Origin of the sequence: Pseudomonas sp. R19M (genome assembly GCF_050312585.1) — a bacterium.
Lineage (GTDB): Bacteria > Pseudomonadota > Gammaproteobacteria > Pseudomonadales > Pseudomonadaceae > Aquipseudomonas > Aquipseudomonas palleroniana.
In genome coordinates this window covers 467,865-484,692 of sequence record NZ_JBNPJV010000092.1, presented here as the reverse complement: position 1 = coordinate 484,692, position 16,828 = coordinate 467,865, and the positions used below count along the sequence as shown (strand labels likewise).

General features: G+C 60.5%; 13 protein-coding genes. 2 read left to right on the top strand and 11 right to left on the bottom strand.

Annotation, left to right across the window (positions count from 1 at the left end; translation table 11 throughout):
* Positions 1 to 17 precede the first annotated feature (17 nt).
* The 6 genes from ACQRBT_RS23410 to ACQRBT_RS23385 form a co-directional block, all read right to left on the bottom strand.
* The gene (locus ACQRBT_RS23410) at positions 18 to 542 is read right to left on the bottom strand and encodes a hypothetical protein (protein WP_411984040.1); all 525 of its coding nucleotides are present in this window, start codon (positions 540 to 542) and stop codon (positions 18 to 20) included.
* Positions 543 to 998: 456 nt separating this feature from the next.
* Positions 999 to 2,414 (bottom strand): efflux transporter outer membrane subunit, encoded by a 1,416-nt coding sequence (locus ACQRBT_RS23405; RefSeq protein WP_060752820.1) that lies wholly within the window; start codon positions 2,412 to 2,414, stop codon positions 999 to 1,001.
* Positions 2,411 to 5,590 carry an efflux RND transporter permease subunit gene (locus ACQRBT_RS23400; protein WP_060752821.1) on the bottom strand — a complete coding sequence of 1,060 codons (3,180 nt, stop codon included), beginning with the start codon at positions 5,588 to 5,590 and terminating at the stop codon, positions 2,411 to 2,413. Before ACQRBT_RS23400 ends, ACQRBT_RS23405 begins: the two co-directional genes overlap by 4 nt.
* A gap of 15 nt (positions 5,591 to 5,605) precedes the next feature.
* Positions 5,606 to 6,847: a multidrug efflux RND transporter periplasmic adaptor subunit MexE gene (gene mexE / locus ACQRBT_RS23395; protein ID WP_060752822.1), complete on the bottom strand. Its 1,242-nt coding sequence runs from the start codon at positions 6,845 to 6,847 to the stop codon at positions 5,606 to 5,608.
* A gap of 238 nt (positions 6,848 to 7,085) precedes the next feature.
* Positions 7,086 to 7,613 carry an ester cyclase gene (locus ACQRBT_RS23390; protein ID WP_060752823.1) on the bottom strand — a complete coding sequence of 176 codons (528 nt, stop codon included), beginning with the start codon at positions 7,611 to 7,613 and terminating at the stop codon, positions 7,086 to 7,088.
* Positions 7,614 to 7,647: 34 nt separating this feature from the next.
* A complete protein-coding gene (locus ACQRBT_RS23385) occupies positions 7,648 to 8,670 on the bottom strand; it encodes a polysaccharide deacetylase family protein (RefSeq protein WP_412045968.1) in 1,023 nt (340 codons plus the stop codon).
* Between the two features lie 153 nt (positions 8,671 to 8,823).
* Here ACQRBT_RS23385 and ACQRBT_RS23380 point away from each other — a divergent pair, with 153 nt between their 5' ends.
* The gene (locus ACQRBT_RS23380) at positions 8,824 to 9,732 is read left to right on the top strand and encodes a LysR family transcriptional regulator (protein ID WP_412045969.1); all 909 of its coding nucleotides are present in this window, start codon (positions 8,824 to 8,826) and stop codon (positions 9,730 to 9,732) included.
* 36 nt (positions 9,733 to 9,768) lie between these two features.
* Here the strand turns inward: ACQRBT_RS23380 and ACQRBT_RS23375 are convergent, their stop codons facing one another.
* Positions 9,769 to 10,296 (bottom strand): sterol desaturase family protein, encoded by a 528-nt coding sequence (locus ACQRBT_RS23375; RefSeq protein ID WP_412045970.1) that lies wholly within the window; start codon positions 10,294 to 10,296, stop codon positions 9,769 to 9,771.
* Positions 10,297 to 10,510: 214 nt separating this feature from the next.
* Here ACQRBT_RS23375 and ACQRBT_RS23370 point away from each other — a divergent pair, with 214 nt between their 5' ends.
* Entirely contained in the window at positions 10,511 to 11,728 is a 1,218-nt protein-coding gene (locus ACQRBT_RS23370; protein WP_412045971.1) for a hypothetical protein, read from the top strand.
* On the opposite strand, the gene ACQRBT_RS23365 is transcribed toward ACQRBT_RS23370, so the two are convergent.
* The 4 genes from ACQRBT_RS23365 to ACQRBT_RS23350 are packed head-to-tail and all read right to left on the bottom strand — an operon-like array spanning position 11,729 to position 16,808.
* Positions 11,729 to 13,351: a dipeptide ABC transporter ATP-binding protein gene (locus ACQRBT_RS23365; protein WP_412045972.1), complete on the bottom strand. Its 1,623-nt coding sequence runs from the start codon at positions 13,349 to 13,351 to the stop codon at positions 11,729 to 11,731. It abuts the gene before it with no gap.
* Positions 13,348 to 14,247, bottom strand: coding sequence for an ABC transporter permease (locus ACQRBT_RS23360; RefSeq protein WP_060752829.1), 900 nt, complete (start codon positions 14,245 to 14,247; stop codon positions 13,348 to 13,350). Before ACQRBT_RS23360 ends, ACQRBT_RS23365 begins: the two co-directional genes overlap by 4 nt.
* A 3-nt stretch (positions 14,248 to 14,250) precedes the next feature.
* Positions 14,251 to 15,201: an ABC transporter permease gene (locus ACQRBT_RS23355; protein WP_060752830.1), complete on the bottom strand. Its 951-nt coding sequence runs from the start codon at positions 15,199 to 15,201 to the stop codon at positions 14,251 to 14,253.
* On the bottom strand, positions 15,198 to 16,808 hold the full coding sequence (locus tag ACQRBT_RS23350) for an ABC transporter substrate-binding protein (protein WP_244701941.1): 1,611 nt from the start codon (positions 16,806 to 16,808) through the stop codon (positions 15,198 to 15,200). Before ACQRBT_RS23350 ends, ACQRBT_RS23355 begins: the two co-directional genes overlap by 4 nt.
* Positions 16,809 to 16,828 lie beyond the last annotated feature (20 nt).

Genomic DNA, 16,828 nt, shown 5'->3' with positions numbered 1-16,828 from the left:
CTGGCTAAGCGTCGCAATCATGCCTGATCATCCACAGAAAGCTTAGGGTTGGATGAGTTGGCGAAGTGCATGAGGGCACCGATAGCATGATTGGCTGCGACCATCGCGTGTTTCCATCTCAGATTATCCTGTGTAGCGTGAACGGGGTATTCCTCGAGAAATTTAGCATACTCTTCTAACTTCTCATTGAATAACGCGATAGCGTTAAATTTAACGTGCGTATTTGCCTGATTGCCGTTGGCATCGAACTCTCCATTTCCGCTTATGAACATTCCAAATGTCATTACGTCAATCGCTCCGCTATCGTAAAGTTCTCTGCCTACTTTCTTTAGTTCGCGTGTACTGATCGATGCCATATCGTAAGTTTTCAAAAAATCCTTTAACTCGGCAACCTTCTTGTTGTCGCTGGTTTTCAGTATCTCGGCTGCCTTGGCATCGTCCGTTATAGAAAATGCGTTTTTGACTTCTTTAGGGTTTTTGATGAGATAAGCGCTGGTTGCCTTTGACCGTTGTGCGGGTTCAATCGTGGGTACAATTGCCATGGTGATGACCTCCGCTGTTGCTCAGAAATATTTGCGGTGCAGCGTAATGCTAGAACCAATCACTTTAATATTTACAGGTTTACTAGGCTGTGAAGAATATTTGGAAGTTGCTTACAAAATCCTACAATCGGTTCTGACGGCTTGATCCGTCACCGGCTTTCTGGGGTCGGACGCAGCCAGTTGAGTGGAGCTTCAGAGAGTTTGAATAATCAATTTTTGTAGTTCTATGTGTCGTCGCACTCGAGCCATAAAAATAATGCTTGCAATAAATACCCTTTAATCCTAAATGCCAAACACAGCGCGGCATTAGGACCTTACTTACAAAAGACTTCTTATCCGACTTACAGAACTAACCTTCAACATTTTAGGCCCCCCAAAACAAAAAAAGCCCCACGACCGAATGGACCGCAGGGCTAAAAATTGGCTGGATGCGACCAACCAAAGGAGCGCTTTACATCATTTGGCGCTGGCGACCACCGTGTCCGGCTGCCAGCCGCCACCCAGGGCCTTGTAGATCGCGACAATCCCGCGGTACAAGTCGACTTCGGCCTGGGCCTGGGCGTCTTCGGCGGCCAGGCGTTCGCGTTGGGCGTCGAGCAGGACCAGGAAGTCCACGGTGCCTTCGCGGTAGCGGATCGCGGCGAGGTCGGCGGCGGCGCGGCTGGATTCGCTTTGACGGATCAGCGAAACCAGGCGCTGTTGGCGTTTGCCGTAGTCACTGAAGGCATTTTCCGACTCTTCCAGCGCCAGCAGCACTTGCTGCTCATACGTTGCCAGGGCGCCATCGGCTTCGGCGTTGGCGCCGCGCAGGCGGGCACGCACGCTGCCGAGGTCAAAGGCGGCCCAGGTAATGCTTGGGCCGAGGGACCAGGCGTTGGCGGCCGCTGAACCGATCTGCGAACCGCGCCCGGCGGTAAAGCCGAGGAAGCCGCTGAGGCTGACCCGTGGGAACAGGTCGGCCTTGGCCACGCCGATACGTGCGGTGGCGGCGGCCAGTTTGCGTTCGGCACTGAGGATGTCCGGGCGACGTTGCAGCAACTGCCCCGGATCGCCGATCGGCAATGCCTTGGCAATCGCCGGCAGGTCTTTCGGGCTCAGGTCCACGCTCAGCTTGTCGGGGCGCTGGCCGAGGAGGGTGGCGATGCGGTTGCGCTCGCGCACTTGTTCGGCCTGCAATTGCGGCACGCTGGCTTCAACCGCCGCCAGGCGTGCGTCGGCGCGTTCCACATCGAGCTGATCGCCTACACCGGCATCACGCAGGCTGACGGTGATGGCGCGCGATTCCTGCTGGTTCTTCAGGTTGTCCAGGGCAATGCGTTCACGCAATTGAGCGCCGCGCAGTTGGCCGTAGGCGTCCACCAGTTCGGCAATCATGGTGACTTGCAGTTGGTACAGGTCGGCTTCGGCCACTTGCTGGTCGGCGTCGCTGGCCTCCAGGTTGCGGCGGATGCGGCCGAACAAGTCGACTTCCCAGGCCATGTCCAGCCCCAGGTCGTAGCGCTCGCTGTTGACGCGCTTGGTGGTCTGGCCCGGGATCTGGCCTTTGCCCACGTCACTGCTGGCCCGCGAGGTCACCACCGGCATGATGTCGGTGGCCACGTCATCGCGAATGGCCCGCGCCGCCCGCAGACGGGCGAAAGCGACGCGCAAGTCACGGTTACCGCTCAGTGACTGGGTCACCAGTTGGTTGAGGGTCGGATCGTCGAACTGCTGCCACCAGATGCCTTCGTATTTGGCATGGTCATAGCTTTTGGTGTCTGCGGCGGCCGTGATATTGGCCGCCTCCAGCTTCTCGGTTTTGTAGTCCGGGCCGACCGCACACGCGCTCAGTGCGAGTACCAGCAGGCTCGGCAAAAATACTTTCACACTCATTGCTGTGTCTCCAGCTTCAAGGCCTTGGCCGCTTTGCGCGTTTCGCTGCGCTCCACATAGCGACGGATCAGTACGTAGAACACTGGCGTCAGCAACAGCCCGAAGAAGGTCACCCCGATCATCCCGGAGAACACCGCCACGCCCATGGCATGGCGCATCTCGGCACCGGCACCGCTGGACAACACCAGGGGCACCACACCCATGATGAAGGCGAACGAGGTCATCAGGATCGGCCGCAGACGCAGACGGCAGGCTTCCAGTACCGCAGCGAGCGGGTCGAGGCCTTCCTGCTGTTTATCCTTGGCGAACTCGACGATCAGAATCGCGTTCTTACAGGCCAGGCCCACCAGTACGATCAAGCCGATCTGGGTGAAGATGTTGTTGTCGCCGCCCGAGATAATCACCCCGGTAATGGCCGACAGCAGCGTCATCGGTACGATCAGGATCACCGCCAGCGGCAGGCTCCAGCTTTCGTATTGGGCGGCCAGTACCAGGAACGCCAACAGTACGCAGAGCGGGAACACGAACAACGCGGTATTGCCCGAGAGGATTTGCTGATAAGTCAGGTCGGTCCACTCGTAGGTCATGCCGTTGGGCAGTTCTTCTTTCAACAGTTTTTCAATCGCCGCCTGAGCCTGGCCGGAGCTGTAGCCCGGTGCGGCGTTGCCATTGATTTCAGCGGTGATAAAGCCGTTGTAGTGCATTACACGGTCCGGGCCCGAGGTGTCGCTGACCTTGATGAAGGTCGCCAGCGGGATCATCTCGCCTTTGTTGTTACGCACTTTCAACTGGCCGATCTGGTCTTCATCCAGGCGGAACTGCTGGTCAGCCTGCACGTTGACCTGGTAGGTACGGCCAAAGCGGTTGAAGTCGTTGGCATACAACGAACCCAGGTAGATCTGCAGGGTGTCGAAGATGTCGCTGATCGCCACACCGTGGGTCTTGGCTTTTTCGCGATCGATGGCGGCATCGACCTGCGGCACGTTGACGGTGTAGCTGGTGAACAGGCCAAACAACTCCGGCACGTTATGGCTCTTGGCAATGATGTTCTGGGTTTCTTTGTACAGCTCGTCATAACCCAGGTTTCCACGGTCTTCGATCTGCAGGCGGAAGCCGCCAATCGTCCCCAGGCCCTGTACCGGCGGCGGTGGGAAGATCGCCATGTAGGCTTCCTGGATGCTGCTGTACTTGCCGTTCAGTGCACCGGCAATCGCACCGGCCGACATGCTCGGGTCTTTACGCTCGTCGAACGGCTTCAAGGTCACGAACACGATGCCGCTGTTCGGGCTGTTGGTGAAACCGTTGATCGACAGGCCCGGGAACGCCACCGCCGCTTCCACGCCCGGTTGTTTCAGGGCGATATCGGACATGCGCTTGATCACGTCTTCGGTGCGGTCCAGGCTCGCGGCGTCCGGCAATTGCGCGAAGGCCACCAGGTATTGCTTGTCCTGGGCCGGTACGAAACCGGTCGGGGTGTGGGCGAAGCCCAGCCAGGTCAGGACGATCAAACCGGCGTACAGGAACAGCGCGATACCACTGCCACGGATCACGCGGCGCACGGTGCCGACATAACCATGGCTGGCCTTGTCGAAGAAACGGTTGAACGGTTTGAACAACCAGCCGCCGAGCAATTTGTCGAGGAACCGGGAGAAGCCGTCTTTCGGAGCGTCATGCCCTTTGAGCAGTACCGCAGCCAGCGCCGGCGACAAGGTCAGCGAGTTGAACGCCGAGATCACCGTGGAGATCGCAATGGTCAGCGCGAACTGCTTGTAGAACTGCCCGGTCAAGCCGCTGATAAAGGCCGCCGGCACGAATACCGCACACAGTACCAACGCGGTCGCGATGATCGGGCCGGTCACTTCGCTCATGGCTTTTTCGGTCGCCGGGAACGGGTCCAGGCCGAGCTCGATGTTCCGTTCGACGTTTTCCACCACCACGATGGCGTCGTCCACCACGATACCGATGGCCAATACCAGGCCGAACAGCGACAACGCGTTAAGCGAGAAGCCGAACAGGTGCATCACCGCAAAGGTACCGATCAAGGAGACCGGCACGGCCACCAACGGGATGATCGAGGCGCGCCAGGTCTGCAGGAACAGGATCACCACCAGCACCACCAGAATCAGTGCTTCGAACAGCGTGTGCACCACCGCTTCAATCGAGCCGCGCACGAAGATGGTCGGGTCATAGACGATGCTGAAGTCCATGCCTTGCGGGAAGTTCTGCTTGAGTTCCGCCATCTTGGCGCGGACTTCGTTGGAGATTTCGATCGCGTTCGAGCCCGGACGCTGGAAGATCGGGATCGCCACCGCCGGCTGGTTGTCGAGCAACGAGCGCAGAGCATATTGGCTGGAACCCAGTTCCACCCGTGCGATGTCTTTCAGGCGCGTGATTTCACCGTTTTCGCCCGAGCGAATGACGATGTTCTCGAACTCTTCCTCGGTTACCAGGCGGCCCTGAGTGTTCACCGACAACTGGAAGCTGGTGGCATTCGGAGCCGGTTGCGCACCCAGTGCACCCGCGGCCACTTGGCGGTTCTGCTCGCGAATCGCGGTGACCACATCGGTCGCGGTCAGGTTGCGCGAAGCGGTCTTGTTCGGGTCCAGCCAGACGCGCAGGGAATAGTCGCCCATGCCGAACAACTGCACGTCACCCACGCCGCCCAGGCGTGCCAGCTCATCCTTCACATTGAGCAAGGCGTAGTTGGACAGGTAGAGCATGTCGTAACGCTTGTCCGGGGAGGTCAAGTGCACAACCATGGTCAGGTCGGGAGAGGCCTTGTCCACGGTGATACCGATGCGCGTCACTTCCTCAGGCAGCTTCGGCTGAGTCCGGGTCACACGGTTCTGTACCTGTACCTGCGCGTTGTCCAGGTCGGTGCCCAGGGCAAAGGTGATGGTCAGGGTCAGCTTGCCGTCGGCGGTCGACTGCGAGGACATGTACAGCATGTTCTCGACGCCGGTGATGGCTTGCTCCAACGGAGCGGCCACGGTTTCACCGATGACTTTGGGGTTGGCGCCGGGGAAGTTGGCGCGTACCACGACGGTCGGCGGCACCACTTCCGGGTATTCGCTGATCGGCAGTTGGAACAGCGAGATCGCACCGGCGATCAGGATCAACAGCGAGAGCACCGCTGCGAAGATCGGCCGCGAAATGAAGAACTTGGAAAAATTCATCTTGAGTCGTATCCCTTAACCGCGTGGAGTCGCGACGGCTGCGAGCTTGGGCGCGGCTTTATCCGGCGCCACTTGCTCCAAGTTGCTGGCTTCAAGCGCTTGTCGTTGTTGTGCCAAGGCGGCGAGGGTTTCCTTGCTGGCCATCGGGATGGTTTCCGGCGCTACCGGCGACCCCGGGCGAATGCGCTGCAAGCCCTTCACGACGATGGTGTCGTCCTTGTTCAGGCCGCTGCGCACGATGCGCAAGCCTTCGATCTTCGGCCCCAGTTCCACGGCACGATAGGCCGGCTTGTCGCCGTCCATCACCAGCACGAACTTCTTGCCCAGGTCGGTGCCGACCGCCTCGTCGTTGATCAACACGGCGGAGTAGGTGCCGCTGCCGACCAGCTTCAGGCGGGCATACAGGCCAGGGGTGTATTCGCCCTTGCTGTTATCGAACACGGCGCGACCGCGGATGGTGCCGGTGGCCGGGTTGACCTGGTTGTCGACAAAGTTCATCTGGCCCAGGTGCGGGTTGCCGGCTTCGTTGGACAGGCCCAGGTACACCGGGGTGGTTGCGCCACGACGGCCTTCGCGGGCCAACTCGGTGTACTTGAGGTACACGCGTTCATCGGCGTCGAAGTAGGCATAGACCTTGTCGGTGGAGACCACGCTGGTCAGTGCGGTGACATCGGCAGTCACCAGGTTGCCGGCGGTGATTTCGGCACGGCTGACGCGGCCGCTGATCGGTGCGGTCACGCGGGTGAAGCTCAGGTTCAACTTGGCCAGGTCCAACTGCGCCTGGATGCCGGCTACGGCGGCGCGAGCTTCCTGGGCGGCGGTGGTGCGCGAGTCGGCCAGTTCGGCGGAAATCGCATTGCTCTGACGCAGGCGTTCGCCACGTTGCGCTTCATTATCGCTGCGGGTGGCGGCGGCTTTGGTTTGGGCCAACTGGGCTTCAAGGCGGCGCACTTCGGCCTGGAACGGACGCGGGTCGATCTGGAACAACAGGTCGCCTTTCTTCACCAAGGCGCCTTCGGTGAACGCCACCTGATCGATCTGGCCCGAGACTCGCGGACGAATCTGCACGGTTTCCGGGGCTTCCAGGCGGCCGGTGAACTCGTCCCACTCGTTGACCGGTTGTTCCAGCACCTTGGCCACGCTGATTTTGGCAGGGGGCATGGCGGCCGCTTGTTCCGGGGTTTTGCCGCATGCGCTCATCACCACCACGGCCAGGATCGCCAAGGGGAAGCGCAAATGTTTGAGTGACTGTTCCATGAGGTGCATCCGCCAATGTATTTGAGATGGGCGGATCATGCGCGGCGATGTGCTATGTCACGAATCGAATGAAGCAAAGGTAACTATCATTCGGAATGATATAAGCGCGAGATTAGCCCTCTAGCATGGGGGTTTCGTTAGGGTGCTATCAATAGGCGTGATGACAAAAGACTTTTGCACGCTGCGCAATCAGTCTACGCAGCGCACATGTCTGGCGGTGTGGCAGGGTGTTTTTTGGCTAAAGTGCGCCCAACTGCTTCATCAGTGTGAGGTTGTCTTCGATGTGCCAATTGGCGGCGATCTTGCCGTCTTCGATCTGGTAGATATCGGTGGCGATGAAATCCACCGACTGGCCCTTGCCCTTGATCTCGCCAAAGGTGCCGGTGAAGTGCCCGCGAAAATGCAGGTGCACCACGACCCGGTCACCGGCGATGATCATTTGTTCGATCTCACAGCTCAGGTCGGGCACCGCGCCACGAAAAGCCCGGGAAGCCAGCAGGGGGCCTTGGGGCCCTTGTTTGCGCCCTTGCGGTGGGGTCTTGTCGATGAAGTGATCGGCCAACGCTGCGCGGGCCAGGGTTTCATCGCCGGTATGCCAGAACGTGTCGTAGCGCCGGGCGACGTTTTCCATGGTCTCGCGTTGGCTGGTGGTGAGGCTTTTGTCGACCACAAGGGTTCCGGGTTTGACCAGCTCGGTGTTTGCGGCGACGGCCGCACCCGACAGGGCCAAACCCAAGGCCAGGGCAGTGATTCGATAGTGTTTCATTGGGCTGTTTCCTTGAATGCAAAAGGGGGAGGCTTCAAATCGTCTCGGTTTCCCGCAGGCTGAGCGGACTCTTGAGGGTGTAGTCGGCGATGGCGTCCTTGCGCATGAAGGCCACGCCCGGATGGCTGCCGGCGTAGCGCAGGAACTCGTCCCATACCCGCACCATCTGGGGTGTGCCGCTGATACGGTCGTGGGCACTGATGGACATCATCCGGCGTCGGCTGCCTGCTTCGGCGTACAGCTGGTCAAACTCCAGCTTCACCTGTTCCAGGAACTGGGAGGGTGAGTAGTTGCGCCCCTCGATCAGCACGATGTCGTTGTTGCGCAAGGTGTAGGGCACGACGACAAAGTCCTTGCCGTTGACCTTCTCGATAAAGGGCTCGTCCCGGCTCACATCATCGATGTGATAGACGTAACCCAACTCTTGCAGAAGCGACAGGGTATTGGGGCCTCGGCGCAGCCAATTGCAGTTGTAGCCGGTGACCGGCTGGCCGGTCACGTCTTGCAGCACGCTGGCCGCCTGGCGCAGGAACGTGCGTTCGTCATCGCGGCTCATGGCAAATTGCGAACTCCAGTGGGGCCCGTGCCCCGAGGCTTCATGACCGCGTGCGACGATCTCGCGGGCCAGCGCGGGGTTGCGCTTAACCGCGTCGCCGATCATGTGGCACGTGACTTTCACCGCGTGTCGGTCCCACAGGTCAAGCATCCGCGTAATGCCCTCGCGGTAGCCGTAGGCAAACCAGGTCGTGGTGGCCAGGTCCGCTGGAACACTGTCGGGGAAGTGCACTTTCGGAAAGGGGCTGTCAGTGCCTTTGAGCGGTTGGCCACCGGCTTCGAACTGCATCGAGATCGACACCACCAGCCGCGTGTCGCCGGGCCAGAACCGGCCGTTTGGCGGGCTTTGGGCCGGGGCAGGCGAGGAGGCTGGCGCCGTATGGGCGCGGGCCGGATTGAGTAATGCGCCTGCGGCAAGTACGGCTGCGCCTGCACCGGCCTGGGCCAGGAAGGTGCGCCGCTGAGGGTCAGGTGGCGCAAGTGGGTTGCGGGGGGCATTCATCGGGGCCATCCCGGGTTGAATGATGGGCACTGTCGGGTCACTGGAAGGCATCGCTTCACTCCACGCTGTAAACGGATGGATGCAACCCTATGCCTTTAGGTTTATTTTGATAATCGGGCAAAAATCAAAAACCATCTTCGGAAATACCGAACAATGCTGCTAAAGAACCTTGAACTGTTTTTGCTGATCGTCGAGAAAGGCGGGTTATCGGCCGCCGGCAGGGAGCTGGGGCTTTCGCCCGCGTCCGTCTCCGAGCGGCTGGCGCAGTTGGAAGGTTTCTACGGTGCCAGCCTGCTGAACCGCACCACGCGTGCGATCAACCTGACCGACGAGGGCCGACTGCTGGTCGAGGGCGCGCGCCAGTTGCTGGCGCAAGCCGATGAACTGCACAGCAGTATTCGCCTGGGGGTGCACCAGGTCTGCGGGCCGATCCGCCTCAGCGCTCCCGTAGACCTCGGGCGCCAACTCATTGAGCCGATCCTGGCGCAGTTCATGGAGGAGCATCCGCAAGTCAGCATCGACCTCAACCTGAGCGACGGCTACGTCGATCTCGTCAGCCAGGGCATCGACTTTGCCGTGCGTTATGGGGCGTTGGCCGACAGCACGTTGCACGCCAGGTCGATGGGTGAGAACCGCCGCGTCGTATGCGCCTCGCCACAGTACCTGGAACGCAATGTCACGCCGCTGCACCCCGAAGACCTGACCCGCCACGAATGCCTGGTAATGCGCTTTGGTAGCAATATTTCGCGCGAGTGGACCTTCAAGCGTCACGGGCACACCCATCGGGTCCTGGTGCGCGGCCGCAGGGTGGCCAACGACGGCGCGTTGGTGCGGCAGTGGTGCCTGGCCGGTCACGGCATCTGCCTGAAATCGGTATGGGACGTCAGCGCCGACCTCGCTGCCGGGCGCCTGGTTGAGCTGCTCAAGGACTACGACCTGGGCAGTACCGCGTTGAACATCGTCTATCCGCCGACCCGGGTTCAGCCGCAGCGGGTGCGGATGTTGATCGAACGGATCGTGGCGCGCTTGTCGAGCGTCGATGCGACGGTGGTTTCAGGCTGAGAGGTGCCGGAGGCCATGCGGATGTATCACCCGTGCCTACTCGTAACGGTTGAGGGTTTCAGCCCGCACATAGGTGCCCAACACGTGATCCCACAGCGGTGACGATACCCCGAAGTTCTTTTCGACACCCTGGCGATGGTGCAGATCGTGATTGGCCACCAGCCCCGGAATAAAACGGTAGGCCCAATGCTCGGGGCGGTGCATCACGTAGTGCACCGAGATGTAAATGAAGTATCCGCTCACCGCCCCCACAAAAACCGAGGTCAGGCCGGTGAACCAGGCCAGCAGCAACAGCGCGGCAAAGGTTGAGCTGGTTTTCCAGCTCGACACGCCGATGTAGGCGAGTACGTCGACATGATGGGTCCAGTGCTCGCGGCGGTACAGCGAATGGAACAGGAAGCGGTGGGCCGAGTACTCCACGAGTGTCCAGGCCAACCAGCCGGCCAGTGCCAGGCCGAGGTCAAAAGGCGCGAGGTAGAGAGCAAGGAGGATGAAGAGGGGAACGGTGAAGAAGTCGAGGTAATAAGCGACTGACGACATCAGCCATTTATTGGAAGCAGCCATGTGCAGAATATCCCTGTAGTGCCCGATGGAAGAGGCGGATTCTGAAGGGCTGCGCTATGACTGGCAACTGCGTCGTGAGTGCAGCGTCACATCTTCAGAATGTTGCAAACGACTGACGTTCACGTGTGGCAAGGAGTCCGTATTGACGTTGTTTGCAGTGAAGCGGTTTGTGAATTAAAACAGCCCCCCGGACTGTTTACTTCAAGGAGATCTGATGTCCGTAGCAACCGCTTCAACGTTCCAGGTATTTTTTCGCAGAGGGTTCAAGCACCTGCTTGAACACTGGACACCGTTTACGGTGACTGTGATTTTTCTCGGCACTGGCTTTGGCATGCTCAGCCTTTACATTTACACCAAGGCTATTGGTCGCGCGGATATTTTCATGTCCACGCTGGATGCCAAATCGGCCCTGCTGGTGTGGGTGTTAGTCGTGATGTTCATGATGACCCTGCAGCTGGCGGTGCTGATGGTCTCGGCGTGGCTGTACGGCATGTCGGTCTCACTGCTCCATAGCCGTCCTGAGAAAACCCGATTCATCGCACTGTGGCTATTGTTGCCGTTAGTGGTCGGATTCATCGCATTCATGGCATTGGCTTTCAAATGGAACGAAGACGTTAGCGCTGGGCAGGCGCTGCTGATTGTGTTGGTCGCTACACTGCTTGCGCTTTTCGGGCTGACTAGGATCAGACAGGTTCGTGAGCTGATCGAGCAAAGCGCTCCCGAGGGTCATGGAAAGTGGGTGTATGTTCCTATTGCCCTCATGCTGTTCTTCACAGTGGTATCCGGAGCATTTCCGACGCTGCTGATTCTGGGTAACTATGTTGGCCAGGACGATGCAGCGGCGGTCAAGTTTGTCGCCGTTTTCTCGATTTTTACCTTTGTATTCAGCCTGATACCGGCGCTGTTGTTTTTTGTGGTCAAGGGCAGTCTGTTTCGTCGCCTGTCTACGCTGGCAGTCTCCGTGTTGATTTTTTTCGTCGTGTTCCTGCTTTCAGCGCGGGGGGCCATGTCGAGCATTACTTACATTGTTGCGGGCACACTGGAAATCCGCCAGACCCACGCAGCCCGGTTTATTCTGGAGGACCAGGTCAAATTGGGCGATCTCGATTCGCTGCAATGGCATACACGCTTGCGTGACGACGGCCGCGTGCAGGTTCAGGCGTACCAGCTGTTTGCATTCGGCGACTTACTACTGATTTGTCCGGTAGCTCTCCATGCTGCCAAACTTCATCAGCTGCCGCTCTACACCAAACTCTGCTGGTTCACCCGTGCCAGCAGCGTCCATCGCATGCCCCCGCAGATGAACCTCCATGCGCCGCCCACGGCAGAGTCGATCTGGACCAGGGCAGCAGCTCAACGCTTGAACTGGGAGAGCGTTCGGATCAACCTCACGTCCAGGATCAGTTTGCTGCGTGACAGCTCAGGTGGCTGATCACGCGGCTGTCGCCGTGACCTGTCGACCGGGTATGGCTGCAATCAATTCACGCGTGTAATCGCTGGCCGGCCGATTGAATATCCGCTCCACCGAGCCCTGTTCAACCACCCGGCCATTGCGTAAAACCAGCACCTCATGGGCAAAGTTAGCCACCACCGAAAGGTCGTGGGACACCAGCACATAGGCAATACCTGTCTCCCGTTGCAGCTCTTCCAGAAGCTCAAGAATGTGCGCCTGCACCGACACATCGAGCGCGCTGACCGGCTCGTCCAGCAGCAGCAAGTCAGGTTTGAGCGCCAGGGCACGGGCGATAGCGACGCGCTGGCATTGGCCGCCGGACAGTTCGCGAGGCAGGCGATCGAGGTAGCTGACGGGCAGGTGTACGCGTGCGATCAACTCCCGCGCCGCCTGCTCCAAGGCAGGGCCCTTGAGCAAGCCGAATGACACCAGCGGCTCGACAATGCTCTCGAACACTGTGAAGCGTGGGTCAAGGGCGGCAAACGGGTTCTGTTGCACCAACTGCAGGCGCTGGCGCAGGGGGCGAAAGTCGCGCCAGCTCAGGTCGGTGACGTCCTGTTGCTCGAACCAGACCCGGCCCTGGGTCGGTTTTTCCAGGCCCAGGGCAATGCGCAGCGCGGTGCTCTTGCCCGAGCCGGACTCGCCAACAATGGCCAGCGTCTGGCCGGGATAAACTTGCAGGTTGAGACCTTCAAGGGCCAGGAACGTCGAGTCCTCACCCTTGACCTTGGGCAGCGCAAACGTTTTGCCCACGTTTTGCAAACTCAGGATGGGAGGCTGCGCGGGATCGATGCGGGTCAAGGGCGCGCGACGTTTGGCGAGCGCGGGGGCGGCACCAATCAAAGCGCGGGTGTAGTCGTGCTGTGGCGCGCCGAGGATCTGGCTTGGTGGCCCCTGCTCGACGAGCTCGCCGTGTTGCATCACCAGGATCCGGTCGGCGCGGTCGGCGGCCACACCCAGGTCATGGGTGATGATCAGCAGCGAAATCCCGCGCTCGCTGACCAGGCGCTGCAAGTGGTCGAGGATCTTGCGCTGTACGGTGACGTCCAGGGCGCTGGTGGGCTCGTCAGCGATGATCAAGCGCGGGTTGCCGGCCAGGGCAATGGCGATCAGCACGCGTTGGCGCATCCCACCGGAAAGTTCATGGGGATACTGACGTGCGCGCAGCACGGGTTGGTCGATGCCCACCTGTTGCAGCAGCTCGACAATGTCGGCATCCACCGCAGGGTAGCGTTTACCCTTGGCCAGGATCAGCGCCTCGGCAATTTGCTGGCCGACGCGTAGGGTCGGGTTGAGGCTGACCATTGGGTCCTGAGGCACCAGGCCGACGGTGCGGCCGCGCAAGCTGCGTTTCTGGCGCTCATTGGCGTGAGTCAGGTCGTTGCCGTCCACCCATAGCTGCCCGGCGTTGATCTGTGCGCTGTCCGGTAGTAGGCCGAGGATGGCATTGGCCAGGGTCGACTTGCCCGAGCCGGACTCGCCGACAATCGCCACTGTTTCGCCCTGGGCGACGGCGAATGACAGCGTGCGCACCGCTTGATTGACTTGCCCGCCGGAACGGTAGGTGACGCTGAGTTGGCGAACCTCCACTAGAGCGTTCATCGCTGGTTCTCCTCGAAGGTGCGGGCGATATGGTTGAGACTGAACACCACGGCGACCAGGAACAGACCTGGCAGCAGTGACACCCACGGGGCGGTGATCAGAAAGTGCCGACCGTTGGCGATCAAGGTGCCCCATTCCGCGGCCGGTGGTGCGGCGCCGAAACCGAGAAAACTCAGGCCGGCAGTGGCCAGGATCGCGGCGCCGAAATCCAGGGTCGCCAGCACTGCCACCGGCCCCCAGGCGTTGGGCAGAATGTGCCGCAGCAAGGTCCGCCCCCAACTGGCGCCGCCCAGGCGTGCGGCTTCGACGTAGGGCAAGGTCTTGACCCGCAGCACCTCGGCGCGGGTGGTGCGGGCGAACCCGGGGATGATCCCGACACCTACCGCGATAGCGACCGGTACAGTGCCGAAGCCGATCGCGGTGACGATAGCCAGCGCCAGCAACAGGCCGGGCAAGGCCAGCAGCACATCGACAACGCGCATGATCAGCGCATCGATGCGTCCCCCGGCAAAGCCCGACAAAATGCCCAGCCCCAAGCCGCCCAGCAGTGCGATTCCCACCGCCAGGGAGGCAGCCAGCACTGACAAGCGGGCGCCGTATACCACGCGGGTGAACAGATCGCGGCCCAGTTCGTCGGTGCCGAACCAGTGGGTCAGGTTGGGCGCGCGGAGCTTGTCGGCCGGCGCGGTGGCGTAGGGATCGTAGCTGCTGAGCCCATGCGGCCACACCGCCGCGATCAACGCAAACACCAGTACCAGCAACGCCAGGCTGAACCCCGGACGGCGCAGCAACTGCAGCACTACTGTCGTTGTGCGTTGCAGGCGGCTGCGACGTTGCCACAGGTCAGGGCTGGCCGGGGCAGCTTTACCGCGCAGGTTCTGCTCAAGCATGGTCATGGTCTAGGACACCTTTGGCGTGTGGGAAATACGTGGGTCGAGCCAGGGATAGAGCAGGTCCACCAACAGGTTCACCAGCACAAAAGCGGCCGCCGACACGGCGACAATCGCCAGCACCACGGGAATGTCTTGCCGCAGCACGGCCTCCTGGGCCAGGCGGCCGATGCCGGAGCGGGCAAAAATGGTTTCCACCAGCACCGCGCCCGACACCGTATTGCCCACCTGCAGGCCGATCAGGGTCAGGATCGGCAGCGCTGCATTCTTGAAACCATGACGTGCTTGCACCTGGCCCCGGCTCAAGCCCTTGGCATAGGCGGTGACGATGTAGCGCTCTTGCCAGACGCCTTGGAAACTGCGTTGCAACACTTGGGCGTACACCGCCGCACTGGGAATCGCCAGGGTGATTGCCGGCAGTACCAGGCTTTCAACACCGCGACTGCCGGTGGCGGGAAACCAGCCAAGGCCGAAGGCAAACACCTGGATCAGCAACAGGCCCATCCAGAACACCGGCACTGAAAACCCCAGGGATGGCAGACGGGCCAGGGCTTTTTTCAATGGCTGCCAGCGAATGTAGGCGCTCAGGTAGGCCAGGCCGATGCCGCCGAGTAACGACAGCACGATGGCGAATCCGGCCAGGGACAGTGTCTGAGGCAAGCGCTCGGCGAGCAGCTCGGCGACCGGACGATTGAGCGAAAGGGATTGCCCGAAGTCACCGTGCAGCGCGCCCACCAGCAGGTCGAAATACTGCTCGAACAAGCCTTTATCCAGACCGTAATACGCCCGTGCCTTGGCCAAGTCGTCCACCGACAGCGAATCGGCCTCCATGCCTGCGGCGCTGAGCATGATCGACAGCGTATCGCCGGGCAGCAGATAAAGGATGAAGTAGGCGACGCTATAGGCACCCCACAGTACCAGCAGCGCCTGGCCGACACGGCCGATCAGGTAGCGGCTCATGGTGTGCCGATCTCGATATCACCCAGCAGCGCGAAGCCCTCGGCGGTCCAGCGGAAGTTTTTCACTTTGGATGACGTGGCGGCCTGCCAGACTCGCTCGTATATCGGGAATGCCGAGCTTTCATCGATCAGCAGGTCCTGCAGGTCGCCATAGGCCGCCGCGCGCTGTGGGCTTTGGGTAGCGGTGATGCCGGCATCGAATAAAGCCTTGGCTTGATCCAGCACGGCGGGTGAGTAAAGGTTGGTAGCCAGGGTCGAGCTGTTGGCGGTGCGTGGATCAAGAATGGTTTGCAGGATGATCGGGTCGGCGCGGGTCATGTAGGTGCTGGTCAGGTCGTAGTTACCGGCCGAATTGTTGGCGACCCATTCGGCACGTGTCACCACGCTGAGTTTCAACTCGATACCGACCTTGCGCAGTTGGTCCTGGATCAGCACGTCGCCTGCGGTTTCAGCCGGGGTGAGGTTGTAGCTCAGGCTCAAGCGCTTGCCGTTTTTCTGGCGATAGCCGTCTGCGCCCTTGGCCCAGCCGGCTTGTTCCAGCAGTTGTTCGGCGCCGGCCGGGTCATAGGCCAGTTTGGACGCCTGGCTTTTGAAATAGGGCGTGGTCACATCGAAGAGGCCGCTCACCACCGGGAATTCGGCGTTGTACACGGTGCTGGCGTAGCTCTTGCGGTCGATGGATTTCTGCACGGCCAGGCGCACTTGTTTGTCGGCCAGCGCCCGTTCACCACGGGTGTTAGGGTACAGGTTCAAAGCAGGTCCCGGCAGCGAGCGGCTCTGGATGGTTGCGCCCTTGGATTGGAGCAGTTTGAGGTCCACTTCCGAGAACGGATTACGCGGCCACAGAATGTCAGCCTTGCCCTGCAGGAATAGACCGTTGCGCACGCTTTCTTCGGGGATGTAGCTGATGTCTACCGCGTCCAGATGTGCTTCGCCCTGGTTGTTCATATTGGCCGAGGCCCACGCATAGCCCTTGCGTTTAGTCAGGTGCGCACCGACTTCCGGGGTGTAGCTGGCCAGGACGAACGGGCCGGTGCCGATGATTTTGCCCAGGGACCGTTCCTTGACACTGAGGGCGTAGGAAGCGGGTGCAAGGATCGCCAGGTTAGTGGTGGAAGTGGCTTGCAGAAACCCGGCATTCGGCTTGGCCAGCACCAGCTTGATGGTGAGGGCGTCGACCACTTCGGCATGGTCATAGCCCGCCAGATAAGTCGCGCCGAAGGTCGCCGGCAACTCGGTGGCCAGCGCCTTGTCGCTGTCGAACGCGGTTTTCACCGCCTTGGCATCAAAGCGCTCACCGTTGCTGAAGGTGACGTTGTCGCGCAGATGGAAGGTGTAGGTCAGCGCATCGTCACTGACTTCCCAGCGTGTGGCCAGCCACGGAATGATCTTGCCGGTAGCCGGGTCTTGGTCGGTGAGGGACTCGGCGACATTGCGCAGCAGTACCCGATGCTCAAGCCAATAGACCTGGAACGGGTCGACGCTGACCAGCGTGGTGTTGTCGCCGAAGAAAGCGATGTTCAGGGTCTTGCCCGTCTGGGTGTCATTCCCCGGTGAGCAAGCGACCAGGCTCAATGCCAATGCGCCAGGGGCCAGCAGACGGCTCATCAAGTTGGAGGTATTCAATG